Below are 22,648 nucleotides of genomic sequence, written 5' to 3'. Positions count from 1 at the left end.
ATCAGGCGATTTCGGCTAGGCGGGCGAGGGCCTCGTTCAGCTTTGCCTCTTCTTCCTCGCGGGCGGCAAGGTTGGCTTTGGCCTCTGCCACCACCTCTTGCGGGGCCGAGGCCACGAATTTGGGGTTGTTCAGGCGGCCGCGCAGACCGCCCAATTCCTTGGCCAGCTTGCCCTTGGCTTTCTCCAGCCGCTCTTTTTCGGCGCCGATGTCGATGATGTCGGCCAGTGGCAGGCCAAAGCTTGCGCCGGGGGCTGCGATCGAGATCGTGCCTTTGGGCAGTTCCTCGGCCTTGGTCAGGCTGTCGATCCGCGCCAGGCGTTTGATCAGCGCCTCGTTGCGGTCCCAGGCGGCCTGGCCGTGGGCGTCGATCTCGGTCACCAGCATCGGCACGTAGAGGCCCGCGGGAACGCGCATTTGCGCGCGGGCCGAGCGGGTGTTTTCGATGACTGAGATTACCCAGTTCATCTCACGATCCGCATCGGTATCAACTAGTTCGGCACCATAAGTCGGCCAATCAGCGTGGACGACCATTTTCGCGCGGGTGCCGGTCAGGCCCCAGAGTTCCTCGGTGATGAAGGGCATGATCGGATGCAGCAGAACCATGCACTGATCCAGAACCCAGCGCATGGTGGCGCGGGTTTCGGCCTGTGCCTCTGCGTCGTCGCCTTGCAGCAGCGGTTTGGACAGCTCCACATACCAGTCGCAGACCTTGCCCCAGACAAAGGCGTAAAGCCCATTGGCTGCGTCGTTGAAGCGATAGCTTTCCAGCGCCGCATCGACCTCTTCCCGCACGCGGGCGGTTTCGCCGATGATCCAGCGGTTGACGGCGGCTTTGGGCTTCAGGTCACCCGCGTCCAGTTGTGGAACAGCGTCGGTGAAGACCTCGTTCATCTCGGCAAAGCGGACGGCGTTCCACAGCTTGGTGCCGAAGTTGCGGTAGCCGGTGATGCGTTCGCGGCTGAGTTTCAAAACGCCGCCGATGGCCGCCATTGAGGCGTTGGTGAACCGCAGCGCGTCGGCACCGAACTCGTCCACGATTTCCAGCGGGTCGATGACGTTGCCGGTGGTTTTGGACATCTTCTTGCCCTTCTCGTCGCGGACGAGCTGGTGCAGGTAGACGGTGTGGAACGGGATCTGATCGACCACGGCGAGTTGCATCATCATCATCCGGGCGACCCAGAAGAACAGGATGTCGAAGCCGGTGATCAGGACGTCCGTGGGGAAGTAGCGCTCCAGCTCCTCGGTTTGTTCGGGCCAGCCCAGCGTGCCGATGGGCCATAGGCCGGAGGAGAACCATGTGTCGAGGACGTCGGGGTCGCGGAGCAAAGGTGCTTTGCCATCAAGAAAAAGCTGCTTCGCTTCTTCCTGGTCTTTGGCGAAAACAACTTCTTGCTTCCAATGCCCATAATGTTCCTCGGCTTGCTTTCTAACTTCGGCCTCGGTTGCTCCGCAGAATACCGCAAAACCGCCCTTGTGATGTCTTTCCATTGAAAGCCTGGCAGCTGGTTCATCTTCCACGAATGTGGAACATCTGTGAGTAGGCCCATACCAAACCGGTATCTGATGCCCCCACCACAGCTGGCGCGAGATGCACCAGGGTTCGATGTTTTCCAGCCAATGATAATAGGTCTTCTCGCCCGACTCGGGGATGATCTTGACCGTGCCGTTCTTGACCGCCTCCAGCGCGGGGCCGACGACCTTTTCGGCATCCACAAACCACTGGTCGGTGAACATCGGCTCGATGACGACCTTGGAGCGGTCGCCGAAGGGCTGCATGATCGGTTTGCTTTCGACCAGCGGCACCAGCGCCGCCGGGTCGTCATTCTCGCCCAGCTTGGTGCCCAGACGCGGATCATCGGCACGGGTCATCACGGCCAGACCGTCAGCGGTGATCTCTTCGACCACCTTGGCGCGCGCTTCGAACCGGTCGAGGCCGCGCAAGTGGTCGGGCACGAGGTTGATCGCGTCGATCTCATTCTCGGTGAAATCGCGACCAAGCGCATATTCCTGCGCCAACCCTGCGGCTTCGGCATAGGGCGCGCCATCGGCACGCATCGCGCCTTTGGTGTCCATCAGGCGGTACATCGGGATACCGCCGCGCTTGGCCACCATGTTGTCGTTGAAGTCATGCGCCCCGGTGATCTTCACCGCGCCCGAGCCGAAATCGGGATCGGGATAGTCATCGGTGATGATCGGGATCTGGCGGCGATGCTCTTTCGGTCCAGCGGGGATTTCGCAGAGTTTACCGACGATTGGCGCGTAACGCTCATCTGATGGATGAACCGCAACCGCGCCGTCGCCGAGCATGGTTTCCGGGCGCGTGGTGGCGATTGAGATATAGTCGCGCTCTTCCTCAAGCACGATATTCCCGTCCTCGTCTTTTTCGACATAGGTGTATGTCTCGCCCCCGGCCAATGGGTATTTGAAGTGCCACATATGCCCGGCGACTTCGATATTTTCGACCTCAAGATCCGAGATCGCGGTTTCGAAATGCGGGTCCCAGTTTACCAGACGTTTGCCGCGATAGATCAGGCCCTTTTCGTACATATCGACAAAGACCTTGATCACCGCATCGTGGAAGTTGGCCGAATTTTCATGCCCCGTGCGCGGATCACCCGCCGCACCGGCCATGGTAAACGCGTTGCGCGACCAGTCACAGGAGGAGCCGAGGCGTTTCAGCTGTTCAATGATCGTGCCGCCGTATTCGCCTTTCCATTCCCAGACTTTTTCCAGGAATTTCTCGCGGCCCAACTCGCGTCGACCGGGTTGCTGGGTCAGCATCAGCATCTTCTCCACCTGCATCTGCGTGGCGATGCCTGCGTGGTCTTGCCCGGGCTGCCACAGCGTGTCGAACCCACGCATACGGTGCCAGCGGATCAGGATGTCCTGCAAGGTGTTGTTGAACGCATGGCCCACATGCAGCGCGCCCGTCACGTTGGGGGGCGGGATCATGATGGTGAAGCTTTCGTCGCGCGATTTGTTCGCGCCTGCCTTGAAGGCGCCGGCCTGTTCCCAGGCCTCATAGATGCGGGCCTCGGCCTCGGCCGCGTTGAATGTCTTTTCCATCGCCATGGGGTGCGTCCTGCGTCATCAATCTTGGGTCAGCGCCTGCAATAGCGAATGGAGGCGGGAAGGGAAAGGCCCTGCGCCGCCTGCAGCGTTCAGATACCTGCCTTGCTAGGCGCGTGGCGCAGACGCCGAATAAAGATGGAGCTGTTCGCTGGCCCCTTGAGCCAACGCTTTGGACTGATCCGCGCGGATGCGTGCATGCAGGTCTAGAGCGTCTGGAGTGAAGGGTTCAGTTGGTGCCGGAATGTGGATGAAATTGCTTTTGCGGTCCTCGCCCCGGGCCAGAATAGCATAGTCACGATCCGCAACCTTTTGCTGTGCATTCGGGTTGAGATAGCGGATCGCCAGGCCAATGCGTCGGTCATCCGAGGTATTGGGGCCCGAGCCGTGGATCGTCAGCCCATGATGCAAAGACATCTGGCCCGGCTGCAACTCGATATGGGTCTTGTCGTCTTCGGCGACGTCGACGGCCACTTCCTGCCCGCGCGACAACAGGTTGGTGTCCGAGAAGGTATCGTTATGCGGCAGGATCGGGTTTTTGTGGCTGCCCGCCACGAAATCCATGCACCCGCTCTCGACCGTTGCGGGCGACAGCGCAACCCAGGCGGTGACTTGATCGGGGGTTTCGCCCATCCCCCAATAAGTCAGGTCCTGGTGCATGCCTACAATCTGCTTGGTTTTGGGTTCCTTGATGAAAAACTCAGCCGACCATAATAAAAGATCTGGCCCCAAAATCCCTTCAACGACATCCAAAATACGCGGGTCCAGCGCGATGCGGGCGGCCAGCGGTATCACCACATGTGCGTTGACGCGTTTATACATGTTTAATGGCAGGGGCAGATCCGCTGTGCGCCAGTTGGCCTCGAGCGTTTCCAACTCAGTCCGGAACTGGGCAGCTTCATCAGTGTCAAACACAGTGATCGGGAAAGCATATCCGTCTTGCCAGTAAGACTCGACCGTCTGTGCATCAAGACGCCCATTCGACAAGGAAACAGATGTGGGCATGTGAACCTCCGCAGGCTAGGGTATTGAGGAGCGTAGAACCGGCGCAAGCCATCGCGCTACGCGCATTCGAGACATCAATGTCGTATTCAGACCACCGCAATGGATTTTCTGCGGCCACTGGACATGAGCAACCGCCAAGCTAGGCTGCACATGCAGAAAGCAGGCTAGGGATTCCCCAATGGAAAAGTTCGGCAAAAGCCAACCCGTTATCCGGGTCGAAGATCAACGGTTTCTGACCGGGGCAGGCAGCTACATGGACGATATCGTGCCCGAAGGCGCGCTGTATGCTGCCTTTCTGCGTAGCCCTGTGGCGCATGCCGAGATTACCGCGTTGGACCTTGAGGCGGCTCGCCAGGCCGAAGGTGTACGATTGGTGATGACGTTGGAGGATCTGGCCGCTGCTGGTGTCGACACAGTGATGAACGCGGCCACGGTTCCCAACCGGGATGGTACCAAAGCTGCCGCGCCCGAGCGTCATATGCTGGCCAAGGATCGTGTGCGTTTCGTGGGTGAGCCCGTGGCGGTTGTCATCGCCGAAACACTCACGCAGGCGCGTGATGCCGTCGAGCTTATCGAATTGGAAACCAATGATTTGCCGGTCAAATTGGATGTGGATTCGGGCGGCGTGACCTTGCACCCAGAGGCACCGGATAACCGCGCCTTTGACTGGGATCTGGGTGATGCCGAAGCCACGCAGGCCGCGTTCGACGCGGCGGCGCATACTGTCGCGCTTGATGTGGCTGACAACCGGGTCATCGCCAGCTCAATCGAACCGCGCGGGTGCCAGGCCAATTGGGTCAATGGCCGGTTGCACTTTTCCTATGGCGGTCAGGGCGTCTGGGGGATGAAAGCGCAGCTGGTTCAGAAACTGAAACTGGATGCTGAAGCCATCCGCGTGACAACAGGTGACGTTGGCGGTGGGTTCGGGATGAAGGCGATGCCCTATCCCGAATATTTCTCAGTCGCCGCTGCGGCGATCAAGCTGGGCCAAGCGGTGCATTGGATGTCGGACCGGTCCGAGGCGATGGTGTCGGATCATCACGGGCGTGATTTGACCTCGTTGGCCGAGCTGGCCTTTGACGCCGATCACAAGATCACGGCCTATCGGGTCCACAGCAAGATCAATCTTGGCGCATATAACAGCCATTTTGCGCAGGCCATCCAAACCTCGTTGTTCAGCAAGGTGTTGATGGGCGTTTATGATGTGCAGACCACCTACTTGCGGGTCGAGGGCTTCTTTACCAACACCACCCAGGTTGATGCCTATCGCGGTGCCGGCCGTCCTGAAGCGATCTATGTGCTGGAGCGTGTCATGGACCGCGCGGCGCGTGAGCTGGGCGTTGATCCGTGGGAGCTGCGGCGCAAGAACTTCATCCGTCCTGGCAATTTCCCTTATGTCTCGGCCACGGGTGAGACCTATGACGTGGGCGATTTCGACATGGTGCTGGCGCGCGCGGGCGCGCAGGTCGCGGGCTTCGGCGACCGCAAAGCGGCAGATGCGGAACGCGGTCTGATCCGTGGGCAGGGCCTGTGTTACTATATTGAAAGCATTCTGGGTGACACTTCCGAAGGCGCAAAGGTCGAATTTTGCGAGGATGGCACGGTGAACCTTTACGTTGGCACCCAGTCAAACGGGCAGGGGCATGAGACGGTCTATACCCATTTCCTGTCGGATCAGACGGGCATCCCCGTGGATCGGATCCGCGTTTTACAGGGTGATTCTGATCTCATGGCGCAAGGGGGTGGCACCGGTGGGTCACGCTCAGTGACGACACAAAGTAACGCAACACTGGTGACTGTTGACCGGATGATATCGGCATTCTCGGCATATCTGGCGGACAAGATCGGTGTCGCAGAGGAGGATATCAGCTTTGATCATGAGACATTCCGCGCGCCAGGCTCGAACCTGACGCCCACTCTGATCGAGGTGGCCGAGATGGCCCGTGCCGATGGGCGCGACGACCTGTTGCAGCATCAGGCACGCGCGACGCTTGAGGCGCGCAGCTTTCCAAATGGCGCGCATGTTGCCGAAATCGTGATAGATTCTTACACCGGCGAAACCTGGGTCGATCGCTATGTGGTGGTCGATGATTTTGGTAATTTGATCAACCCGATGTTGGCCGAAGGTCAAGTGCACGGCGGGGTGGTGCAGGGTATCGGCCAGGCCTTGACCGAGCATGTTGTGCATGACGAAAGTGGGCAACTGCTCACGGCTTCGTTCATGGATTACGCCTTGCCCCGCGCGGCAGACATACCCATGATTGAGTTTACCTCGGCGCCGGTACCGTCAACCGCCAACCCGATGGGGATGAAAGGCTGTGGCGAGGCAGGCACCGTGGGCGCACTGGCTGCGGTTGCGAATGCGGTTCAGGATGCGCTCTGGGATTACGGGGTGCGGCAGGCTGACATGCCTTTCACACCCCATCGAGTATGGGAATTGCTGACGCATGGTTCTGTCGCGGCTGAGTAGAAAGGTACTGGGATGGCTCGGACGGCCTCTGCGGTCCGAGCATTCAGCAGAAACGCGCCACCGCGAACCCATCAGCCACGTAATCATTCTGGACGGCACCATGTCCACGTTGGAGCCTGGCTATGAGACCCATGCAGGCCAAACCCTGCGGTTGTGTAGCGAGATGGGCAGCAAGGTTTCGGTCTTCTACGAATCCGGTGTGCAGTGGGAAAGCTGGAAATCCTCTCTCGACGTGATGATGGGGCGTGGTATCAACCGTCAGATCCGGCGGGCTTACGGTTATCTGGCATCGCGCTACAAACCCGGCGACAAGATCTTTTTCATTGGCTACTCGCGTGGCGCCTATGGCGTCCGCAGCCTGGCGGGTGTCATAGATGAGATTGGCCTGCTCAAGGCCGAGCACGCCACGGTTCGCAATATCAAGCAGGCCTACCGCCACTATGAATGCAATTCGCATGGCAAGGCTGCGGCAGCCTTTAGTCAGGCGTTTTGTCATGAGGACGTGGCGATCGAAATGGTCGGGGTCTGGGACACCGTCAAGGCCCTGGGGCTGCGCTTGCCGTTACTGTGGCGCTGGGCCGAAGAGCGTCATTCTTTCCACAACCACCAACTTGGGCCCGCCACGCGTCATGGTTACCATGCAATGGCGCTGGACGAGACCCGCGAGGTGTTCGAGCCCGTGTTATGGAAATGCACACCCGACTTCAAAGGACATATCGAACAGGTCTGGTTTCGCGGTACGCATGGGGATGTGGGTGGCCAGCTGAACGGCTTTGAAGAGGCGCGACCACTTAGCAATATCTCGTTGATCTGGATGCTGGACAAGGCCGAGCTGCACGGTCTGCCTCTGCCCGAAGGCTGGCGCGACCGATTTCCCGTCGATGCCGCGGCCCGTTCGGTGGGGACGTGGCGGGGCTGGGGAAAGATCTTTTTGCTGCGCAAACATCGCAAGGTTGGACGTGACCGGTCAGAAAGCCTGCACGACTCGGTGTCATTGGACGAGCTACCCGGCTGGGTACAGACGCCGGATTTGCTTTCGCAGCAAGTTCACTGATCAATCAAATGTTGTCGGGTGGCCGGTATTGGCCGAGAAGGCAGCCTGGATGTCAGCTGGAATATTGCGCGTAAGCGACAGCTCGGGCAGGGCATCCGGGGCAAAGAAAGCAACGTCGCTGGTTTCTGTTCCCGGCTTTGGTTCTCGGCTGTTTTGTGGATCGCACAGAAAGAACAGTTTGTAGAAATCCCGCGCATCTGCCGGATAGGGATGACGCGCCTTATGACGCAGGGCATAAAGCTGGCGCGCCTCTACTCTGAGGCCAGCTTCTTCCCAAACCTCGCGTTCGATGTTTTCAGCGGGCGAGCTTCCAATATCCGCAAATCCGCCCGGCATCGCCCATTTCCCGTCACTACGCTCGCGCACCAGAAGAATGCATCCGTCCCGGATGACCGCGCCACGAATGTCGACGCTGGGTGTGGCATAACCGGCAGTATGCTCCGGGATCAGCCCTTCAATATGCGCAAGCGGCACCCGCCCCAGATCAGCCAGCATGGATCGCGCAATGACTGCAATTTCGTCATAGCGTTCCCGGTCGAATGGGTTCTCGGTAAAATGCTGGCCGGTTTCGGCCAGCGCCAGAAGCCTTTTTGCGCGTGCCAGCCAGGTCTCCTCGATCGCGGTCGGATCCTGGCGCATCGGTGTTAACGACGGCGGTCGCGGCGCGAGCTCATGGGTTGGAAGGCGACACCCACATGCGCCTCGCAATAGGGTTTGCCCGCCTCAACCGGCAGACCGCAGAACCAGAAATCCTCGGTCGCGGGGTCACCCACCGGCCATTTGCAGGTCTTCTCGGTCAGTTCCATCAGCGTCAGCTTCTTGGCCTTCTTCTCGACCTCGTTGACCTTGGCCAAAGCCTCGGGGCTGATCTCGTTGGCCGAGGGCTGCGGTGGCAGAGGTTGACCGGCCGGGATGATCTGACGGCGGGCCGGGGTGGCGGGTTTCGCCTCGGGGGCAGGAACTGGGCGCGCGGGTTCGGTCTTGGGTGCGGGCTTTGGCTTGGCCTCGGCCTTGGGCGCGGGGGCCGGTTTCTCCTTCGGCTCTGCCTTGGCCGGGCTTGCGCCGGTGGCGCGGTTCGACAGGCCCAGACGGTGGACCTTGCCGATCACCGCATTGCGGGTCACGCCACCCAGTTCCTTGGCGATTTGGCTGGCCGACTGGCCCTCGCCCCACATCTTTTTCAGCAGTTCTACACGCTCGTCAGTCCAGGACATCATTTGCCTTTCAAAAGCGGAAAGCGGCCCCGGATTCGGGCCGCCTTGGGAAATCGTCTCAGCGCCCTATTCTAATCACTGCGGCCCGAGTTACAAGCGGTCTTCGAATCAGGTAAGCGCAGCACATGCAAAATCTCATGGATCAGGATGCGCGCCGCGTTGGCGCGGTGAATTGGATGGGCCTTCACACGCTGGCACAGCGCGAGACCCTTCGTTTTCTGTCGGTCTGGACGCAAACCCTGCTGGCCCCTTTGGTGACAGCGGGATTGTTCCTGCTGATCTTCAATATCGCCATCGGTCCCAGCCGATCTGACGTGATGGGCGTGCCGTTTCTGACCTTTCTGGCCCCGGGCATCATGATGATGACGGTGATTCAGAATGCCTTTGCAAATACCTCGTCGTCGATGGTGATTTCGAAGGTGCAAGGCAATATCGTTGATACACTTATGCCGCCCCTCTCACCGCTTGAGATCCTGCTGGGCTATCTGGCCGGAGGTATCGCGCGGGGCGTTCTGATCGCGCTGGTGGTTGCCAGCGCCCTGGCGCTTGTGCTGGGCATTGTGCCGCAACATCCACTGATTGCGCTGGTCTTTGTTGCGCTTGGGGGTGCTTTCATGGGGGCGTTGGGATTATTTGCCGGGATATTCGCCAATAAGTTCGATCAGATGGCCGCGATCACCAATTTCATCGTGACCCCTTTGGCCTTTCTGTCCGGAACCTTCTACTCGGTCGAGGCATTGCCACCGTTGCTGAACCGCCTGAGCCACGTCAACCCGGTCTTCTATCTGATCGACGGGCTACGGTACGGCATGATCGGAGTATCCGACAGCGCGCCAATGCTGGGCTTTCTCGTCTGCACCCTGGCGACCTTGTTGGTCTGCGCCGTCACCTGGCAGATGATCCGCACAGGCTATCGGCTCAAAGCCTGACGCAGACGGGCTTCGCGCCAGACCAGGATCAGACCACCAGTCAGGATGATGGCAGAGCCGATCAGGCTGACGCCGTCGGGGATGACGTCGAAAACCGCAAAGTCGTACAATGCGGCAAAGATCAGTGTCGCATAACTGATCGGCGCTACAAAAGACGCATCAGCCCGGGCCATGCCGTTTACAAAACAGGCTTGCGCGCAGGCCATAAGCACACCAATTGCGGCCAGCGCCGCCCATTGCGCGGGCGTTGGCATTTGAAACACAAAGCTCACCGCAATAGACGCGATCACCAGGCCCATCGAGTTATTGATCAGTAAGATCTGGATCGGCGGCTCGCGGCCCGAAAGCTTCTTGATAAAGATCAGCTCCATCCCGATCACCATCGCGGCGGTCAGAGCCAAAAGCGCAGCGGGTTGAAAGCTGGCGGGGGTTGGACGCAACAGGATCAGTGCACCCGCCAGGGCGACGGCGGCGGCCAGCCAGCGCCATGGGCCAATCCGCTCCTTCAGAAGCGGGATAGCCAAGACCATGGCGAAAACCGGGTTCAGGAAAGAAATCGCGGTGGCATCGGCAATCGGGATAAAGGCGACCGAAGCAAATATCAGTGTGATGCCCAGCCAGCCAAAGCTCGTGCGCCCCACATGCAGCCCCCAATGCGGGCGCACCAGTTTTGGGCGCAGCACGCCCACGGCGCTTGCGATCACAACGAAGGCAAACAGAAATCGGCCATGGCTGATCTGCATCGGATGCATCGCAGGGCCCAACGCATCTGTCCCCAAGGCTTTGGCCAGAAGGGTGGTGGCGGCAAGCAATGCGCTGGCCGCAAATATCAAGACAGCCGCAAGCGGCGGGTTATGGGCCTTGGCAACAAACATCTGCCACCGGTGCGCCAGCGCTTGCCAAATGGCAAGCCTGAAAGTCACGTCTCAGGTTGAAATTTTGCCCGTTGAAAGATTTGGGGTTTTCACACAGGCCGGGCCCGTTTATACGCCGCTCCATGGTCAAACTAGCACATATCCTGCGCCTCCGACGTCGACGCTTTTACGCGTAACCGGCGTTTTTTGATCTTTTGTGCTGATTATGCGGCACGATCCTCACCAAATATATTGACGAAGATGGGCCGAGTGTTTCACTCACGAGGCTCAAGAAATCTGAAAAGGATGATCCGATGATCCCGTCCGTTCTGCCGACCTATAACCGTGCGCCCCTGACCTTTGTGAAGGGCGAAGGCACCTGGCTGACCGAGGCAGACGGGCGACGTTTTCTGGATTTCGGCGCCGGGATCGCGGTGAACGCGCTGGGCCACGCCCATCCTGCGCTTGCCGCCGCACTCAGCGAGCAGGCTCATACGCTGTGGCATGTCTCGAACCTGTATCACATTCCGCAACAGCAGGCGCTGGCGGACAAACTGGTCGAGCATTCCTTTGCTGACACCGTGTTTTTCACCAATTCGGGTACTGAGTCCTGCGAATTGGCGGTGAAAATGGCGCGCAAGTATTTCTATGACAAAGGTCATCCCGAAAAGATCGAAATCATCACTTTCGAGGGCGCCTTTCACGGCCGGTCTTCGGCCGGGATGGCGGCCACAGGGTCCGAGAAGATCAGCAAAGGCTTTGGACCTGCGCTGCCCGGCTTTGTGCAAGTGCCATTGGGAGATCTGGATGGCGTCACCAACGCGATCACGGAAAACACCGCGGCCATCATGATCGAACCGATCCAGGGCGAGGGCGGCATTCGCGTTGTTCCCGATGCCGAATTGAAAGCCCTGCGCCAAATCTGTGACGAAAACGGCCTGCTGCTGATTTTTGATGAGATCCAATGCGGTATCGGCAGAACCGGTAAGCTCTTTGCACATGAATGGGCCGGGGTCAAACCCGATATCATGATGTCCGCCAAGGGCATTGGCGGCGGTTTCCCTCTGGGTGCTGTACTGGCTACAGAAGAGGCTGCCTCGGGCATGACGGTAGGCACCCATGGCTCGACCTATGGTGGCAATCCCTTGGGCTGTGCTGTGGGAAACGCTGTGATCGAGCAGGTTGCGACACCGGCCTTTCTGGAAGGCGTGCGCCGCAAGGGCGGGTTGCTGCGCCAGAAACTGGAAGGGCTGGTGGCCGATCACCCGGACGTCTTTGAAGAGGTGCGGGGCGCGGGCTTGTTGCTGGGTCTGAAATGCAAGGTGGCCAATACGGATGTGGTCAGCGCGGGGTTTGACAACCAGATCATAACCGTCCTGGCCGCTGACAACGTTGTGCGCCTGTTGCCACCCCTGAACGTTAGCGAGGATGAAATCGCTCAGGCCTTGATCCGTTTGGAAAAAACCGCGGCGCAGGTCGAAAGCACGCTGGCTGCTGTCTGACCCTTCTTCTTGTTTGAAATACGGCGGGGGTGTGGGGGCTGGCCCCCACCCGCCACCCATTGCCAAAAGTGACACGATATGAACCACTTCCTCGATATCCACAAAACCGACGCAGGCGCATTGCGGTCGATGATCGATCAGGCCAGCACGATGAAACAGGCGCGTCTTGGCAGGCCCAAAGCGGCCCCTGATGATGACCAGCCGCTCAAGGATCGCATGGTTGCCCTGATCTTTGAAAAACCCTCAACCCGTACACGCGTGTCTTTTGACGTGGGCGTGCGTCAGATGGGGGGGCAGACCATGGTGCTTTCGGGCAAGGACATGCAACTGGGTCATGGTGAAACCATCGCCGACACCGCCCGTGTGCTGTCGCGCTATGTCGATATGATCATGATCCGCACCTTTGATGAGACGATCCTGACCGAGATGGCCGAATATTCGGACCTACCGGTGATCAACGGCCTGACCGACCGCACCCATCCCTGTCAGATCATGGCGGATGTCTTGACCTTTGAGGAGCATCGCGGCCCGATCAAAGGAAAGAAAGTGGTCTGGACCGGTGACGGCAACAATGTCTGCGCCTCATTCCTGCACGCGGCAGGTCAGTTCGGTTTTGATCTGACCTTTAGCGGTCCGGCTCAACTGGATCCTGAAGAAGAGTTCATGGGTTTCGCGCGCCAGAAGGGTTCAACAATCCAGATCGAACGCGACCCGTTCAAAGCCGTAGAAGGGGCTGATCTGGTTGTGGCCGACACCTGGGTGTCGATGCATGATTCCCAATCGGCGAAAGAGCGTCGTCATAACATGCTGCGCCCCTATCAGGTGAATACCGAGTTGATGTCGCATGCCAAGCCTGACGCTTTGTTCATGCATTGCCTGCCCGCGCATCGCGAAGAAGAGGCAACATCCGAGGTCATGGACGGCCCGAACTCGGTCATCTTCGATGAGGCAGAAAACCGCCTGCATGCGCAAAAGGCGGTGATGCGCTGGTGCCTGGGCGTCTAACGCCGTTTGACGTCCCACACACGCAGTTTGGCGAGCGTCGCTGCGCTCGCCGCTACAACAAGGGCGCAAAGCGCAAACTTGGACATGATCTCCATCGTGCCTTCAATCAGCAGTGCATGGACGACACTGCCCAGAATGGTCACAATGGCCAGCGCCGCGTGACCCAAGCGCCAGACCCGAAATCGCAAGGACAGACGTTGGCGCGACATCCCCATCAGCGCGGCGGCAAACCCGACCCACATCGCGATCACGCCCCAGGTGGAAAAGGGCGTGGCGGATACAAATAAAAGGGCGTCCACCACATCCGGCGGGCTGGTGATCCACAACCCGCCCACATGCACAAGGATGGCCGTGACAAGCGCCAGACCACACCACCGGTGCCAGTGGCGGCTTGCGACCGGTGACAGCCCGGGCAGCCAACGCCCGGCCAGCAAAGGTTGAAGCAAGAGCAGGCACATCCCAAGAATGCCTGCAAAGCCTGCGATGATATAGATCGGCTCACGCCAAGCCAGATAGGGGCTGAAGGCGGCTGTGACGACTGGCACCAGTAGGGCGGTGCTCAAACCCGCCCAGATGACAACGCGCATGAAGATTACAAGGGTTGCAACACAAAATGCGCCGCAAGCGTCTTGTCGCGCGCACTGGACATGACAGGGCGCAGGAACACCGTCTCGAACTCACCACTGTCATAGGCCAGATGGCCATGCGGTTGGCCAAAGGCGGGGACAATCTGCGGCATCTCAAGCCGAAACGCGCCGTCGGCATCAGTCAGCGTGGCCCCGTGGCTCTGCGGATCACGCTCATGGCCTTCGGTGGTATGCGCCCAGATCTGGATACGCTGATTGGGCAGGGGGGCTCCATCACCTGCACGCCGCACGGTTCCTGTCATCCAGAATCCACCACCGCCGATGCGCTCCACAATCGGCGCGCCGGGGCGATAGTTGTTTGCGCCACCTCGCATTGTTGGGGTCGGTGCCAACCCACTTGCGCGGGCAGGCATCAAAAGGCCCGAGGCTCCTGCAGCCAGCGCTGCGCCTCCGACAGCCATCAAAGAACGACGAGAGTATGAAACAGCGGTCATGCCAGGTTCTTTCCTCAAATAATGTCCCACGCCCGGTTCCTGCCAAGCGGTTGGTTAGAGTTTAGCACGATGGGTGCGTATTCCGAGACTGCGCCCAAAATCGTGAACACGTTGGCCATTGTTTGCAGTCCAATCTGTCAGCGCCGGGGCGGTTGATAACGCGAAGCGCACCGTTTCTGTGCGTTTGTGCGAATGGAAATGGTGATATCTGCGCTATATCATGCACAAGCGAACGTTAACCTTGAGGTCATCGGAGTGCAGACATGAGTTGGAACCCCACCCACAGCCCGGACTGCCAATCGCAGAACACGGCTTTGGACACACTGATCATCCCACGCGCCCGGGATCTGGGCGGATTCGAAGTGCGTCGCGCGTTACCGTCCGTCAAACGCCAACTGGTCGGGCCGTTTATTTTCTTGAAGTAAATTCGATATGACCCTACTGATTGAACCTGCTGAGGTTGCTTGGTGTGTGCATGAGTTGGGTTGATCTCCTCTTTCGTTCGTGTCCTTTCCAGCGTCCTCGGTCAAAGACCAAAACCAAGGGTAACACCGAAGGTACACTTGACCATGATAGGCCTCATCTCCAATAGATCACGCGGAGATATCGGGCCGATCACCCTGGGTGAACCTGCCGGTACAAACGGAGAGAGACGAACATGGATGTCGGCAACGGAGCTAAGCCCCTAGCGTTCAGCTACAGGAGGTTCTCCTCGGCTCAACAGAAGGATGGCAACAGCATCAAGCGTCAGACCGAGGCAGCACAAGCATGGTGTGATGCGAATGGCTATGAGCTTTCCTCAAAGAACTTCGAGGACCTCGGGGTGTCAGCCTTCAAGGGGGCCAATGCGGAGGTAGGGGCCTTACGAGGCTTCTTAGAGGCCGTAGAGGACGGAGCGGTGCCTCAGGGTTCAACACTGCTCGTCGAGTCATTGGACCGCCTATCGCGTCAACACTGGCGCAAGGGAATGGATATCTTGTTTGACATCGTTGATGGGGGTGTGAACCTTGTAACCCTTTTCGACGGAAAGGTGTTCAAGGCTGGCGAGAGGATCGATTTCGCAGATGGGATCATGATGCTGGTCGGTTTCGAGAGGGCTAACCAAGAGAGTGAGGTCAAGTCTAAGCGACTCACCGCTGCATGGGGAGCGAACACCAACGAGACGCTCGCAGGTAACCGTGTGCGCTCCTCTCAGACACCCGCATGGATCAAGGTGGTAGGTGACCCCAAGACATCCAGAGAGTTCGAGGTCATCAAAGACAAAGCTGCACTGGTCCGCGATGTGTTCGAGAGATTTGCCAACGGTGAACGCCCTGTCGGTATTGCCCGTGATCTGGCCGCTCAGGGTGTCCCTGCGTTGGTTCGAGGGCAATGGCGGGGTCAGACTGTCAGTCAGTTGGTACGCTCAGAGGCCGCGTATGGCACCCTCGAGATTGGCCGCAAGATCAAACCCGAGGAAAAGGACGGATCACTACCGATTGCCAAAGGGTTCTACCGCAAAGGTGACCGGGTGGTCATCGACAAGGTAAGGGATTATTTCCCGAGGATCGTTGACGAGGACACTGAGCGCCGTGTGAGGTTCCGCCTTGAACAGCGTGAGGCTGCTGGTGGTGCTGCGGTCAAAACAACATCACCGGTCGAACCTATGCGTCGGCAGACCAAAGCTGCGCTTACAGGTGTACTCAAGGTTCCCGGCACAGACCGGAATGCCAAGCGCAAAGCCTATGCTCGAACCGCAGCCTACGTTGATCCGGTTTTGAATACCTACATCGGAGCCGTGTCCCACATAGATGAGGTGTTGATCGATTACTGGCCGGAAATCAGGAAAGCAAACGCAGTTGAGACCTCACCGGAGACAGAGGGTCTCGAGACAGCACTCTTGGATGCTCAGGGTACACTCGAGTACCTCCAATCGAAACCCGCAGTAACGCCCCGTCTGCTGATGGCTGCGCAGGCTGAGGTCGAGGAACTCGAGGAAGAACTGAAACGGATCAACGAGAGTGCTGGTCTAGGAGTGATCGATCTTCCCCGCGATGTAAGTGACCTCGAGCCTCACGAGTTGAACGCACTTGTACGTCGGGTTGTTGCCCGTGTTGATGTCTACAGAGGCGAGGAGATGCGCCTCTCAAAGACGCCCCGGAAGCGGGCGAAAGGCATCCGTGTGCCGCATCCTGTCTATGATCTAAGTGTCACCATGCGGAACGGTATCAAGTTGACCATCGGGAAGGGCCTGAGCGGTCTCGAACCAAGGAGGCCGTCAGACGAAGTGATCCACTAGGCGGCTGGAAGACTAACCTTTTGAGTGGGTCGGAGAGGCCCACTAGGGCGCTTCGAAAACATACGATATCGCAAGGCCTCACGCATCGTAACTATATGAAAATAAACAATTTAATCGTTGACTTCGAGAGTCTGGGTCCCTTATCTATCCGTATCTCAACCACGAAAAAGGAAGCGTCGGAATGGACAACCAAACACGTAGAGACCTCGAGCAAGTTCAAGACATCCTCGAGCAGCGCATTCACGAACTGACCCATGGCGACAACCACGCGTTCCGTGAAGAAACCCCCGAGAAACTGGCAGTCAACTTCTGGAAACGGTTGCCGCTCTCGTTGCTCCTGAGGGCAACCAAAGCTGTCATGGTGACTGGTAGCACCAATGCCAACTCAGGCACCCGCCCACCGGAGGTGTTCCGCGTATGAGTAGCACCCGCCGCAAGTTGGACTTGAAGCACTTCTCCTCAACACTCCAAGTACAAGCTTTCGCCTTCGACGCTGCAATCCACATGACGCAGAAGAGCGTCATGGAGAAGGTGGATCGGGATGGGCTCGTAGGGGATGAGGAGTACAGGGATTTGCAACGCAAGATCGATGACCTGCTCACAGTCGCTCGTCACATGGGGTTACCGCAGTGAGCAAACAGGCAATAACTGCATCCTTCTGAATGAACCCAAAACGTCTCGGCTGGTGGGCTGCTGGGCGAGGCTCCAATAACCTCTAAATCAACACTTTGTAGGTCACCCTAGCTTAACCCTGATTTTGGAGGTTTATTTCCCAACGAAATCAACGGTTCACGGGGGCAAAAAGCGAAGGTCGAGGGTCAGCTAAGTCAACCCCATCCGCGTCGTGGAGATCGACGGGAACCCGTGGTTCGTCGCCAAGGACGTGACAGAAGTTCTCACCATTGGGAGTGTGACGAACGCCACGACTAACCTTGATGAAACCGAAGTTAGAAATTTCAAACTCACACAAGGCCGCGCCCGTCCAAACAAGCTGATCTCTGAGAGCGGTCTCTACAAGATCATCATGCGATCCAACAAACCAGAGGCCCGTGCGTTCCAAAATTGGGTCACTCAGGTTGTCCTACCGTCGATCCGTAAGGACAGAGGGTACATCGCTGGTGAGGAGAAAGCGGGTGTGCGGGAAACTCAATGAAACAAGGGGTTCTGAATTACTGCACCCTTATGAGAGAGAAGAAGCGAAAGCTATACCTCTAGTGTACCTCCTAGAGTAAACCTCAAGTTCACCCTCGGTATCTCCTCAACATGGATGATTGATGATGATCATCACCGGTCGATGACTCGCTAGGTACACCTCGTTGTAAATCAATGGGTTGGAATTACTGCCCCCTTATAGAGAACAGATACCAACAGATTTACCAATAGTTACACGATCAGGTTCCTCTCAAGGCTTCACAGTTCCCCGTCTGTGTACGTCCGGTGAATGTCCATCACCGATAACCATCAATCCTAATCCCTATACCGCATCGATCTTGGTCCTTGGTCGATGGTGGTTCAAGTCTCACACGGCTCCCCTCAAAGTACACCCCGCGTGTATCGAGTGGTCGAGCTAGTGGGACCTTTAACCGTTTCACTCCGCCCGTGTTGTCTGTTGTCAGCTTGGCGCATGGGCGGGTTGATGGGGGTCTCTGTTCCTTGGTGACTGTTTCGCAGAGACCCCCGAAGTAATCCCTACGTACAACCCATTAATAGCATCCAGCGAGGCCACAATGAACGTCTGCGCCTCAGCTACATGCGACAACCTATTACCAGCCTATGAGCATACCCAGCGTCTCTCCCAGCGATGGGGCTTGTGTTCCCGATGTCGGTTGGTGGTCGAGAACCGTGGCGTTCCCCTCGGTGGTTATGTTCCAGGCGGCGCGATCAGCACAGTTGCTCGGACGGTATTGAAACACATTGAGCCGACACAATCAGAGGTCATTGAAGCCGTGAGGTTTGCTCGAGGTACACGCCATCGGGTCGGTGATTGGCTCGACCGTCCAGCCTACCGAATGCCTCCGCTGAGATACGGTCGCGCAAGAACAAGGTTGCCGCATCTATTGGTCGGTAGACGGTATGAACCGAACCCGTCAGTGATCGTCAGGGCTTTCGTTCACTACACGCTCGCTCGAGAGTTCCTCGATACTGGTCATCGTTACAACGTATTTGTAGCGGGTGGCACGTTCATGGGTCGCCAAGGTCTCTGTGTCCCTCCCGGTCAGAAGGATGAGGTGCCGACCGGCGATGTTCGATATTCGAAGTACCGTCTAACCTATGCTGACTTTGCCATTGTTGGCACACACGCACACAAGGCCGCTGAGAAGATCGGTCTACGTCGAACTGATGGAGACCTCCGAGCACTGATCGTGACCACCTACGGTCGTCTCCTCGCCTCTGGTGATGCACATCCACCGGTCTCTGTGCCGATCCGTTCAATGCGTACCGACTTCCTCGGTGATAGCCTGTTTGACCACGTCCTGCCGAGGTCCTCAAAGATACCCTCTCGATACCACAAGGCAATCCGCCGATCTTCGGGATTGATCAAAGGTGAGTGGCCCGAGGGCCTCGACCCGGTCTCCGGTCTGCAACCCCGATCGTCACCCCAACCCAAATCTATAGCGCCCCCGATGCCAGACCCAAGCTGGCTGTTTGACAGGTAAGGACCTCCCGATATGCCCCCGGCGAAGCGTAGAGCGAAACCCAAGAAGCCACCCCGGCAGATGTACCTCAAGACCTGCAACGCCTGCGGTGAAGCACACGAAACCCACAAACCCAAAGCCTCGCGGTGCGGTCGTTGCATCGCTGAGAACCGCAGGATCAACTACAAGTCTTGCATCTCGTGCGGTGTGAAGTTCCCGGCTCCGTTCGGTGATGAATACAACTGCCCATCCTGTGCCGAAGCTCATGGGATTAGGCAGGCCGAACTCACCCCTGAGCAACGCGAGACTATCAAGGCCGAAGAGATGCTCGCTCGTTGGAAGAACAAGGTCGAGATACTCGAGGCAGAACTCGATGAACGCAGCAACGCAAAACCCCGAGGGACACGAAAGATGAGCAACAAAGTAAAGGAAAGCGCCGTCGGCGTGGCCTTCCTAGAACTATGCGCAAGGGACGGACAAGTCTCCGCGCTGTCGCAGATACACGAAAGGGACTTGGACGATGACACGAAGCTGCGTCTCATCCTTGCGTATTCCCGCATTCGACTTCGCGGATACTCGGTCGAGGCAATCTCGAAGCTCTGCCCGGTACACCTGATGAGCCTTGATGAAGGCAAAGCAATCGACGGCCTGCCATTTGTCGAAAACCCACCAACCCCCCAAGAACTTGCCGAGATCGAACTCGGCTTGGCCTAATATTCAGTTAAAGGACCGAAGAACGATGACAGTAGAAAGAGTAACTTTCGGAAGCGATGGCGCAATCGAACAATCTATGCCCTCGTCGAAAGGTTATGCTTCGAGCGCAGACTACTCGAGCGGCGGCGTCAACGTGCGAACTGGCGGTTTCAACCGCGAAGTTCACTCGCCGAATGACCTCAACGACAACGACCTAATGGAGGTCGGTGGCATGGAGCTAACCGTTAAGCAGGCAAGAGAGCTTGGTTATCTGAACACTGCGTTCGACGAACAGTTGTCATACGGTGCAGCCAAACGAGCCGCACAAGAACACCAGGAAGAGCCGAACTCAGAGCAAACGCAAGGTAGCGACACGGGCCACCAAGAGCTCGACGGTGTGATCGATGGTCTGAACACATCGCTCGACGACAGCATCATGTCGATGGAAGAGGCTCAGACCTACGAAGCAGCATTCGGTCAGATTGCCCTGTCCGGTATGACTATCGACCAAGCCACCGAAACCATGCGCGGTCTTGCTGACGGGTCGCTATCCGAAATCGATGTACCCGGCGACACCCAAGCCATGTTCGCAAATGTCCAGAATACGATCACCCAGGCAGCAACTCAGAGTGCGCTGCGGGAACTTGGGCAAGATGGCTTCGACTTCTTGAAACAGGCATCAGACACGCACCCCGGTGTTGACCGCTGCGTTCGCCAGTTCGCGGTGGACCGAGCGGCAGGTCGCGCCGATGGGATTACGTGGACCGAGTTCGCCCGGCACATCCGCGAGCAACTTGGTCATTGACCTTCTGTTTGGTGATGGCTCGCTACCATCGCCAGAACGAATGACAAAGACATGACCAGTTTAATCGACATGGTTTGGGACACCGATATCGAGATTGTCCTGAACCGTATCCAACCCCGTGCCTGCGCTGACCCGGATTACTGGTACGCAACCGTCGATCTCATCGAGGACGGTTGGTCTCCCACCGGCACCGGTCGGTTGACCAAGGGTGAACTCATTGCTTGGGAAAACCGAGTGAAAACAGGACAAGGCAACTATGCTCAAGTTAAAACGGGCCGACACATACTTGCGGACCACGATGTTCCCCACGGTGCACCGCGAGAAAACCACCGGCATCTTCGTCAGGTACACCCATCACCCAGCCGATCCACGTATTAACGCCGCATTGATCGATGTTGAACATGCCAAGACCGGTCGTTTCGGTATCGGCTGGCACTACTTGGTACAGGTCGATGGCACTGTTGAGATATGCCGTCACCCTCTGTCGATTGGTGCAATGGGGCGCGATATCTACAAGCCGCACAATATCCAAATCGGCTTAGTCGGGGGTAGGGATCGCGAGACCGGCAAGTTCTCTGAGACCATCACGACCGCCCAACGTGACGCACTTGAAGCCTTCTATCAGAAACTCGCGGATACACTCGGTGTCGCACTCGAGATCGATGAGAGCCTCGAGAAGTTCACCTTTGCAGGGCACGAGCAAACCGAAGTTGCTGAGGCTGAACTTGAAGCACGTCTCGACAGCATAGAAGCGATGACGATTGGCGGTTGATGACGCCAAAGAACGACAAAAAGTAAAACTACATCCTCGGGGTTCGCTCCGAGACAATGTTCTCGATCGCATCCGCTAGGTGAACATCGGCTATCGCCAGGTCACCACGTTCCACACGAAGCCTGTGAGCTTCAGCCAGAACGTCACCGTGAGTTGCTCCTTCGGGTGGCTCAAACCGGTAACTCGCAAGTTCGATCCTCAAGCCCAGCGGGTCGTGAAAATAGATCGAGTTCATGAAGCCTCGGTCTTTGATCGGAGTGTGCTTGATGCCCCTTTCATCCAACCGCTCCTCAACTTGCATGAGGACCGAACGGGACACAGCAAATGCTAGATGATGAACCGCGCCGACTTGATCCTCGAGCAATCTGCCGGACGGCTTTCGATCTTCATTAGTGAACACGGTGATCGTCTGACCGTTTCCGGCAGCGAAGTACAAGTGACCCTGTGAATGATCATCCAAGTTTGGTTGATCAAAGATAAGCGAAAACCCGAGAAGACCCTCCCAGAAATCTATTGATGTCTGCCGGTCTGCACCTGTCAGGGTAATGTGGTGAATGCCCTGTGCCTGTAACTTGCGCATGTTGAGTTTCCTCCCCTTTGATGAGTTCGCGTCTCACCCAACCATTAAGTCCGCAAGCAAACCACGATAGCAACCGCACGTTTTCAGGTTGCAGCTTCCGTACTACCGAAAGCCTCCCCATCAACATCCCTCGACTCCCCAAATCACCTCCCGTGATCCATTGATTTCATTAGCTTTTCTGAGGCTAAAATCGACCCACCGCAGGGGTCGGTAGGGAAATGCTGTTTTGAGGGTTCTGAGGGTTTCCACAAAGGACTCCAAATATGGCCAACGCTATCACAATTGGTGACGCCAAACGTCACTACCAAAAGCACACACCGCTGCACGGAAGAACTCGCCAGCACAAGGCAGACCTCGACGCAATCGCCAAGGCATCCGCTCCGATGACCAAGGCCGAGAACATGGTTTCCAAACGCCGTGACGAGGTGATCGACCGAAAGATCGGTGACATGCTCATGCGTCTCCAAGGACGCCGCACCCGGCATCGCTATGACCAGTCCGCAGTGATCGCCCTTGAGCATCTGACCGATGACCCATTCGACCCCAACACGCAACTGCCGATCTGGCGGGACATGTTGCGCCGGTCGAAAGGGACAACGCTTGGCAAAGCCGAGTTCTTTCGGGATGCCCGCGCGATCTTTCAGCAGCACTCAATGTTCAACCCAGCGGCTCAGTGACACCGCATAACCAAAGGACCAAC

General features: G+C 57.7%; 21 protein-coding genes and 1 pseudogene. 14 read left to right on the top strand and 8 right to left on the bottom strand.

The genetic code is table 11. The features are described from left to right. Position 1 precedes the first annotated feature (1 nt). On the bottom strand, positions 2–3,073 hold the full coding sequence (locus GOV38_RS14465; protein ID WP_171209534.1) for a valine--tRNA ligase: 3,072 nt from the start codon (positions 3,071–3,073) through the stop codon (positions 2–4). Between the two features lie 105 nt (positions 3,074–3,178). Beyond that, the gene (locus tag GOV38_RS14460; RefSeq protein WP_171209535.1) at positions 3,179–4,075 is read right to left on the bottom strand and encodes a phytanoyl-CoA dioxygenase family protein; all 897 of its coding nucleotides are present in this window, start codon (positions 4,073–4,075) and stop codon (positions 3,179–3,181) included. A gap of 178 nt (positions 4,076–4,253) precedes the next feature. Here GOV38_RS14460 and GOV38_RS14455 point away from each other — a divergent pair, with 178 nt between their 5' ends. Together GOV38_RS14455 and GOV38_RS14450 are read left to right on the top strand one after the other, a co-directional pair. Then, positions 4,254–6,545, top strand: a complete 2,292-nt coding sequence (locus GOV38_RS14455; protein ID WP_171209536.1) for a xanthine dehydrogenase family protein molybdopterin-binding subunit — start codon at positions 4,254–4,256, stop codon at positions 6,543–6,545. Then, positions 6,523–7,599 (top strand): DUF2235 domain-containing protein, encoded by a 1,077-nt coding sequence (locus tag GOV38_RS14450; protein ID WP_171131407.1) that lies wholly within the window; start codon positions 6,523–6,525, stop codon positions 7,597–7,599. Before GOV38_RS14455 ends, GOV38_RS14450 begins: the two co-directional genes overlap by 23 nt. On the opposite strand, the gene GOV38_RS14445 is transcribed toward GOV38_RS14450, so the two are convergent. Together GOV38_RS14445 and GOV38_RS14440 are read right to left on the bottom strand one after the other, a co-directional pair. Further along, on the bottom strand, positions 7,600–8,238 hold the full coding sequence (locus GOV38_RS14445; RefSeq protein ID WP_174838814.1) for an NUDIX hydrolase: 639 nt from the start codon (positions 8,236–8,238) through the stop codon (positions 7,600–7,602). 5 nt (positions 8,239–8,243) lie between these two features. Next, complete coding sequence (locus tag GOV38_RS14440; RefSeq protein WP_171131405.1) at positions 8,244–8,813, bottom strand: GcrA family cell cycle regulator; 570 nt, start codon at positions 8,811–8,813, stop codon at positions 8,244–8,246. 125 nt (positions 8,814–8,938) lie between these two features. On the opposite strand from GOV38_RS14440, the gene GOV38_RS14435 reads away from it, so the two are divergent. After that, positions 8,939–9,742: an ABC transporter permease gene (locus GOV38_RS14435; protein WP_171209537.1), complete on the top strand. Its 804-nt coding sequence runs from the start codon at positions 8,939–8,941 to the stop codon at positions 9,740–9,742. Here the strand turns inward: GOV38_RS14435 and GOV38_RS14430 are convergent. Further along, positions 9,724–10,617 (bottom strand): DMT family transporter, encoded by an 894-nt coding sequence (locus GOV38_RS14430; protein ID WP_171209629.1) that lies wholly within the window; start codon positions 10,615–10,617, stop codon positions 9,724–9,726. The two genes, GOV38_RS14435 and GOV38_RS14430, sit on opposite strands and share 19 nt — an antisense overlap. Before the next feature lie 293 nt (positions 10,618–10,910). Between GOV38_RS14430 and GOV38_RS14425 the strand changes: the two genes are divergently transcribed. Then, a complete protein-coding gene (locus GOV38_RS14425; RefSeq protein WP_171209538.1) occupies positions 10,911–12,098 on the top strand; it encodes an aspartate aminotransferase family protein in 1,188 nt (395 codons plus the stop codon). A gap of 78 nt (positions 12,099–12,176) precedes the next feature. Next, the gene (argF, locus tag GOV38_RS14420) at positions 12,177–13,103 is read left to right on the top strand and encodes an ornithine carbamoyltransferase (protein WP_171209539.1); all 927 of its coding nucleotides are present in this window, start codon (positions 12,177–12,179) and stop codon (positions 13,101–13,103) included. Here the strand turns inward: argF and GOV38_RS14415 are convergent. Beyond that, on the bottom strand, positions 13,100–13,690 hold the full coding sequence (locus tag GOV38_RS14415) for a ferric reductase-like transmembrane domain-containing protein (RefSeq protein ID WP_171209540.1): 591 nt from the start codon (positions 13,688–13,690) through the stop codon (positions 13,100–13,102). The two genes, argF and GOV38_RS14415, sit on opposite strands and share 4 nt — an antisense overlap. Before the next feature lie 5 nt (positions 13,691–13,695). Next, the gene (locus GOV38_RS14410; protein ID WP_171209541.1) at positions 13,696–14,184 is read right to left on the bottom strand and encodes a twin-arginine translocation pathway signal; all 489 of its coding nucleotides are present in this window, start codon (positions 14,182–14,184) and stop codon (positions 13,696–13,698) included. A gap of 263 nt (positions 14,185–14,447) precedes the next feature. Here GOV38_RS14410 and GOV38_RS14405 point away from each other — a divergent pair. The 8 genes and pseudogenes from GOV38_RS14405 to GOV38_RS14375 all read left to right on the top strand — a co-directional run. Further along, positions 14,448–14,600 (top strand): annotated as a pseudogene (locus tag GOV38_RS14405) (pirin family protein); the annotation flags it as partial. A 242-nt stretch (positions 14,601–14,842) separates the two neighbouring features. Then, a complete protein-coding gene (locus tag GOV38_RS14400; protein ID WP_171209542.1) occupies positions 14,843–16,462 on the top strand; it encodes a recombinase family protein in 1,620 nt (539 codons plus the stop codon). A 181-nt stretch (positions 16,463–16,643) separates the two neighbouring features. Continuing rightward, positions 16,644–16,883 (top strand): hypothetical protein, encoded by a 240-nt coding sequence (locus GOV38_RS14395; RefSeq protein WP_171209543.1) that lies wholly within the window; start codon positions 16,644–16,646, stop codon positions 16,881–16,883. Between the two features lie 83 nt (positions 16,884–16,966). Further along, positions 16,967–17,095, top strand: coding sequence for a hypothetical protein (locus GOV38_RS22485; RefSeq protein ID WP_256368671.1), 129 nt, complete (start codon positions 16,967–16,969; stop codon positions 17,093–17,095). Positions 17,096–17,306: 211 nt separating this feature from the next. After that, positions 17,307–17,615 (top strand): Bro-N domain-containing protein, encoded by a 309-nt coding sequence (locus GOV38_RS14390; protein ID WP_371808529.1) that lies wholly within the window; start codon positions 17,307–17,309, stop codon positions 17,613–17,615. 1,516 nt (positions 17,616–19,131) lie between these two features. After that, positions 19,132–19,812, top strand: coding sequence for a hypothetical protein (locus tag GOV38_RS14385; protein WP_171209544.1), 681 nt, complete (start codon positions 19,132–19,134; stop codon positions 19,810–19,812). Positions 19,813–19,837: 25 nt separating this feature from the next. After that, positions 19,838–20,596, top strand: a complete 759-nt coding sequence (locus tag GOV38_RS14380; protein WP_171209545.1) for a hypothetical protein — start codon at positions 19,838–19,840, stop codon at positions 20,594–20,596. Between the two features lie 256 nt (positions 20,597–20,852). Next, positions 20,853–21,368: a hypothetical protein gene (locus tag GOV38_RS14375; RefSeq protein ID WP_171209546.1), complete on the top strand. Its 516-nt coding sequence runs from the start codon at positions 20,853–20,855 to the stop codon at positions 21,366–21,368. A 28-nt stretch (positions 21,369–21,396) separates the two neighbouring features. Here the strand turns inward: GOV38_RS14375 and GOV38_RS14370 are convergent, their stop codons facing one another. After that, positions 21,397–21,948, bottom strand: coding sequence for a VOC family protein (locus GOV38_RS14370; protein WP_170703321.1), 552 nt, complete (start codon positions 21,946–21,948; stop codon positions 21,397–21,399). 263 nt (positions 21,949–22,211) lie between these two features. Between GOV38_RS14370 and GOV38_RS14365 the strand changes: the two genes are divergently transcribed. Then, positions 22,212–22,625 carry a hypothetical protein gene (locus GOV38_RS14365; RefSeq protein WP_171098176.1) on the top strand — a complete coding sequence of 138 codons (414 nt, stop codon included), beginning with the start codon at positions 22,212–22,214 and terminating at the stop codon, positions 22,623–22,625. The last annotated feature ends 23 nt before the right edge of the window (positions 22,626–22,648 follow it).

This window comes from Ruegeria sp. HKCCA5839 (genome assembly GCF_013035585.1).
Classification (GTDB): Bacteria; Pseudomonadota; Alphaproteobacteria; order Rhodobacterales; family Rhodobacteraceae; genus Ruegeria.
This window is presented reverse-complemented; position numbering and strand designations above follow the sequence as displayed.

Coding starts and splice junctions, on each gene's coding strand:
- GOV38_RS14455 (WP_171209536.1), top strand. CDS start 4,254: ATGGAAAAGTTCGGCAAAAGCCAACCCGTTATCCGGGTCGAAGATCAA.
- GOV38_RS14410 (WP_171209541.1), bottom strand. CDS start 14,184: ATGACCGCTGTTTCATACTCTCGTCGTTCTTTGATGGCTGTCGGAGGC.
- GOV38_RS14445 (WP_174838814.1), bottom strand. CDS start 8,238: ATGCGCCAGGATCCGACCGCGATCGAGGAGACCTGGCTGGCACGCGCA.
- GOV38_RS22485 (WP_256368671.1), top strand. CDS start 16,967: ATGACGCAGAAGAGCGTCATGGAGAAGGTGGATCGGGATGGGCTCGTA.
- GOV38_RS14435 (WP_171209537.1), top strand. CDS start 8,939: ATGCAAAATCTCATGGATCAGGATGCGCGCCGCGTTGGCGCGGTGAAT.
- GOV38_RS14400 (WP_171209542.1), top strand. CDS start 14,843: ATGGATGTCGGCAACGGAGCTAAGCCCCTAGCGTTCAGCTACAGGAGG.
- GOV38_RS14440 (WP_171131405.1), bottom strand. CDS start 8,813: ATGTCCTGGACTGACGAGCGTGTAGAACTGCTGAAAAAGATGTGGGGC.
- GOV38_RS14375 (WP_171209546.1), top strand. CDS start 20,853: ATGCTCAAGTTAAAACGGGCCGACACATACTTGCGGACCACGATGTTC.
- GOV38_RS14415 (WP_171209540.1), bottom strand. CDS start 13,690: ATGCGCGTTGTCATCTGGGCGGGTTTGAGCACCGCCCTACTGGTGCCA.
- GOV38_RS14460 (WP_171209535.1), bottom strand. CDS start 4,075: ATGCCCACATCTGTTTCCTTGTCGAATGGGCGTCTTGATGCACAGACG.
- GOV38_RS14450 (WP_171131407.1), top strand. CDS start 6,523: ATGGTTCTGTCGCGGCTGAGTAGAAAGGTACTGGGATGGCTCGGACGG.
- GOV38_RS14425 (WP_171209538.1), top strand. CDS start 10,911: ATGATCCCGTCCGTTCTGCCGACCTATAACCGTGCGCCCCTGACCTTT.
- GOV38_RS14365 (WP_171098176.1), top strand. CDS start 22,212: ATGGCCAACGCTATCACAATTGGTGACGCCAAACGTCACTACCAAAAG.
- GOV38_RS14395 (WP_171209543.1), top strand. CDS start 16,644: ATGGACAACCAAACACGTAGAGACCTCGAGCAAGTTCAAGACATCCTC.
- GOV38_RS14430 (WP_171209629.1), bottom strand. CDS start 10,617: ATGTTTGTTGCCAAGGCCCATAACCCGCCGCTTGCGGCTGTCTTGATA.
- GOV38_RS14465 (WP_171209534.1), bottom strand. CDS start 3,073: ATGGCGATGGAAAAGACATTCAACGCGGCCGAGGCCGAGGCCCGCATC.
- GOV38_RS14380 (WP_171209545.1), top strand. CDS start 19,838: ATGACAGTAGAAAGAGTAACTTTCGGAAGCGATGGCGCAATCGAACAA.
- GOV38_RS14370 (WP_170703321.1), bottom strand. CDS start 21,948: ATGCGCAAGTTACAGGCACAGGGCATTCACCACATTACCCTGACAGGT.
- argF (WP_171209539.1), top strand. CDS start 12,177: ATGAACCACTTCCTCGATATCCACAAAACCGACGCAGGCGCATTGCGG.
- GOV38_RS14385 (WP_171209544.1), top strand. CDS start 19,132: ATGCCCCCGGCGAAGCGTAGAGCGAAACCCAAGAAGCCACCCCGGCAG.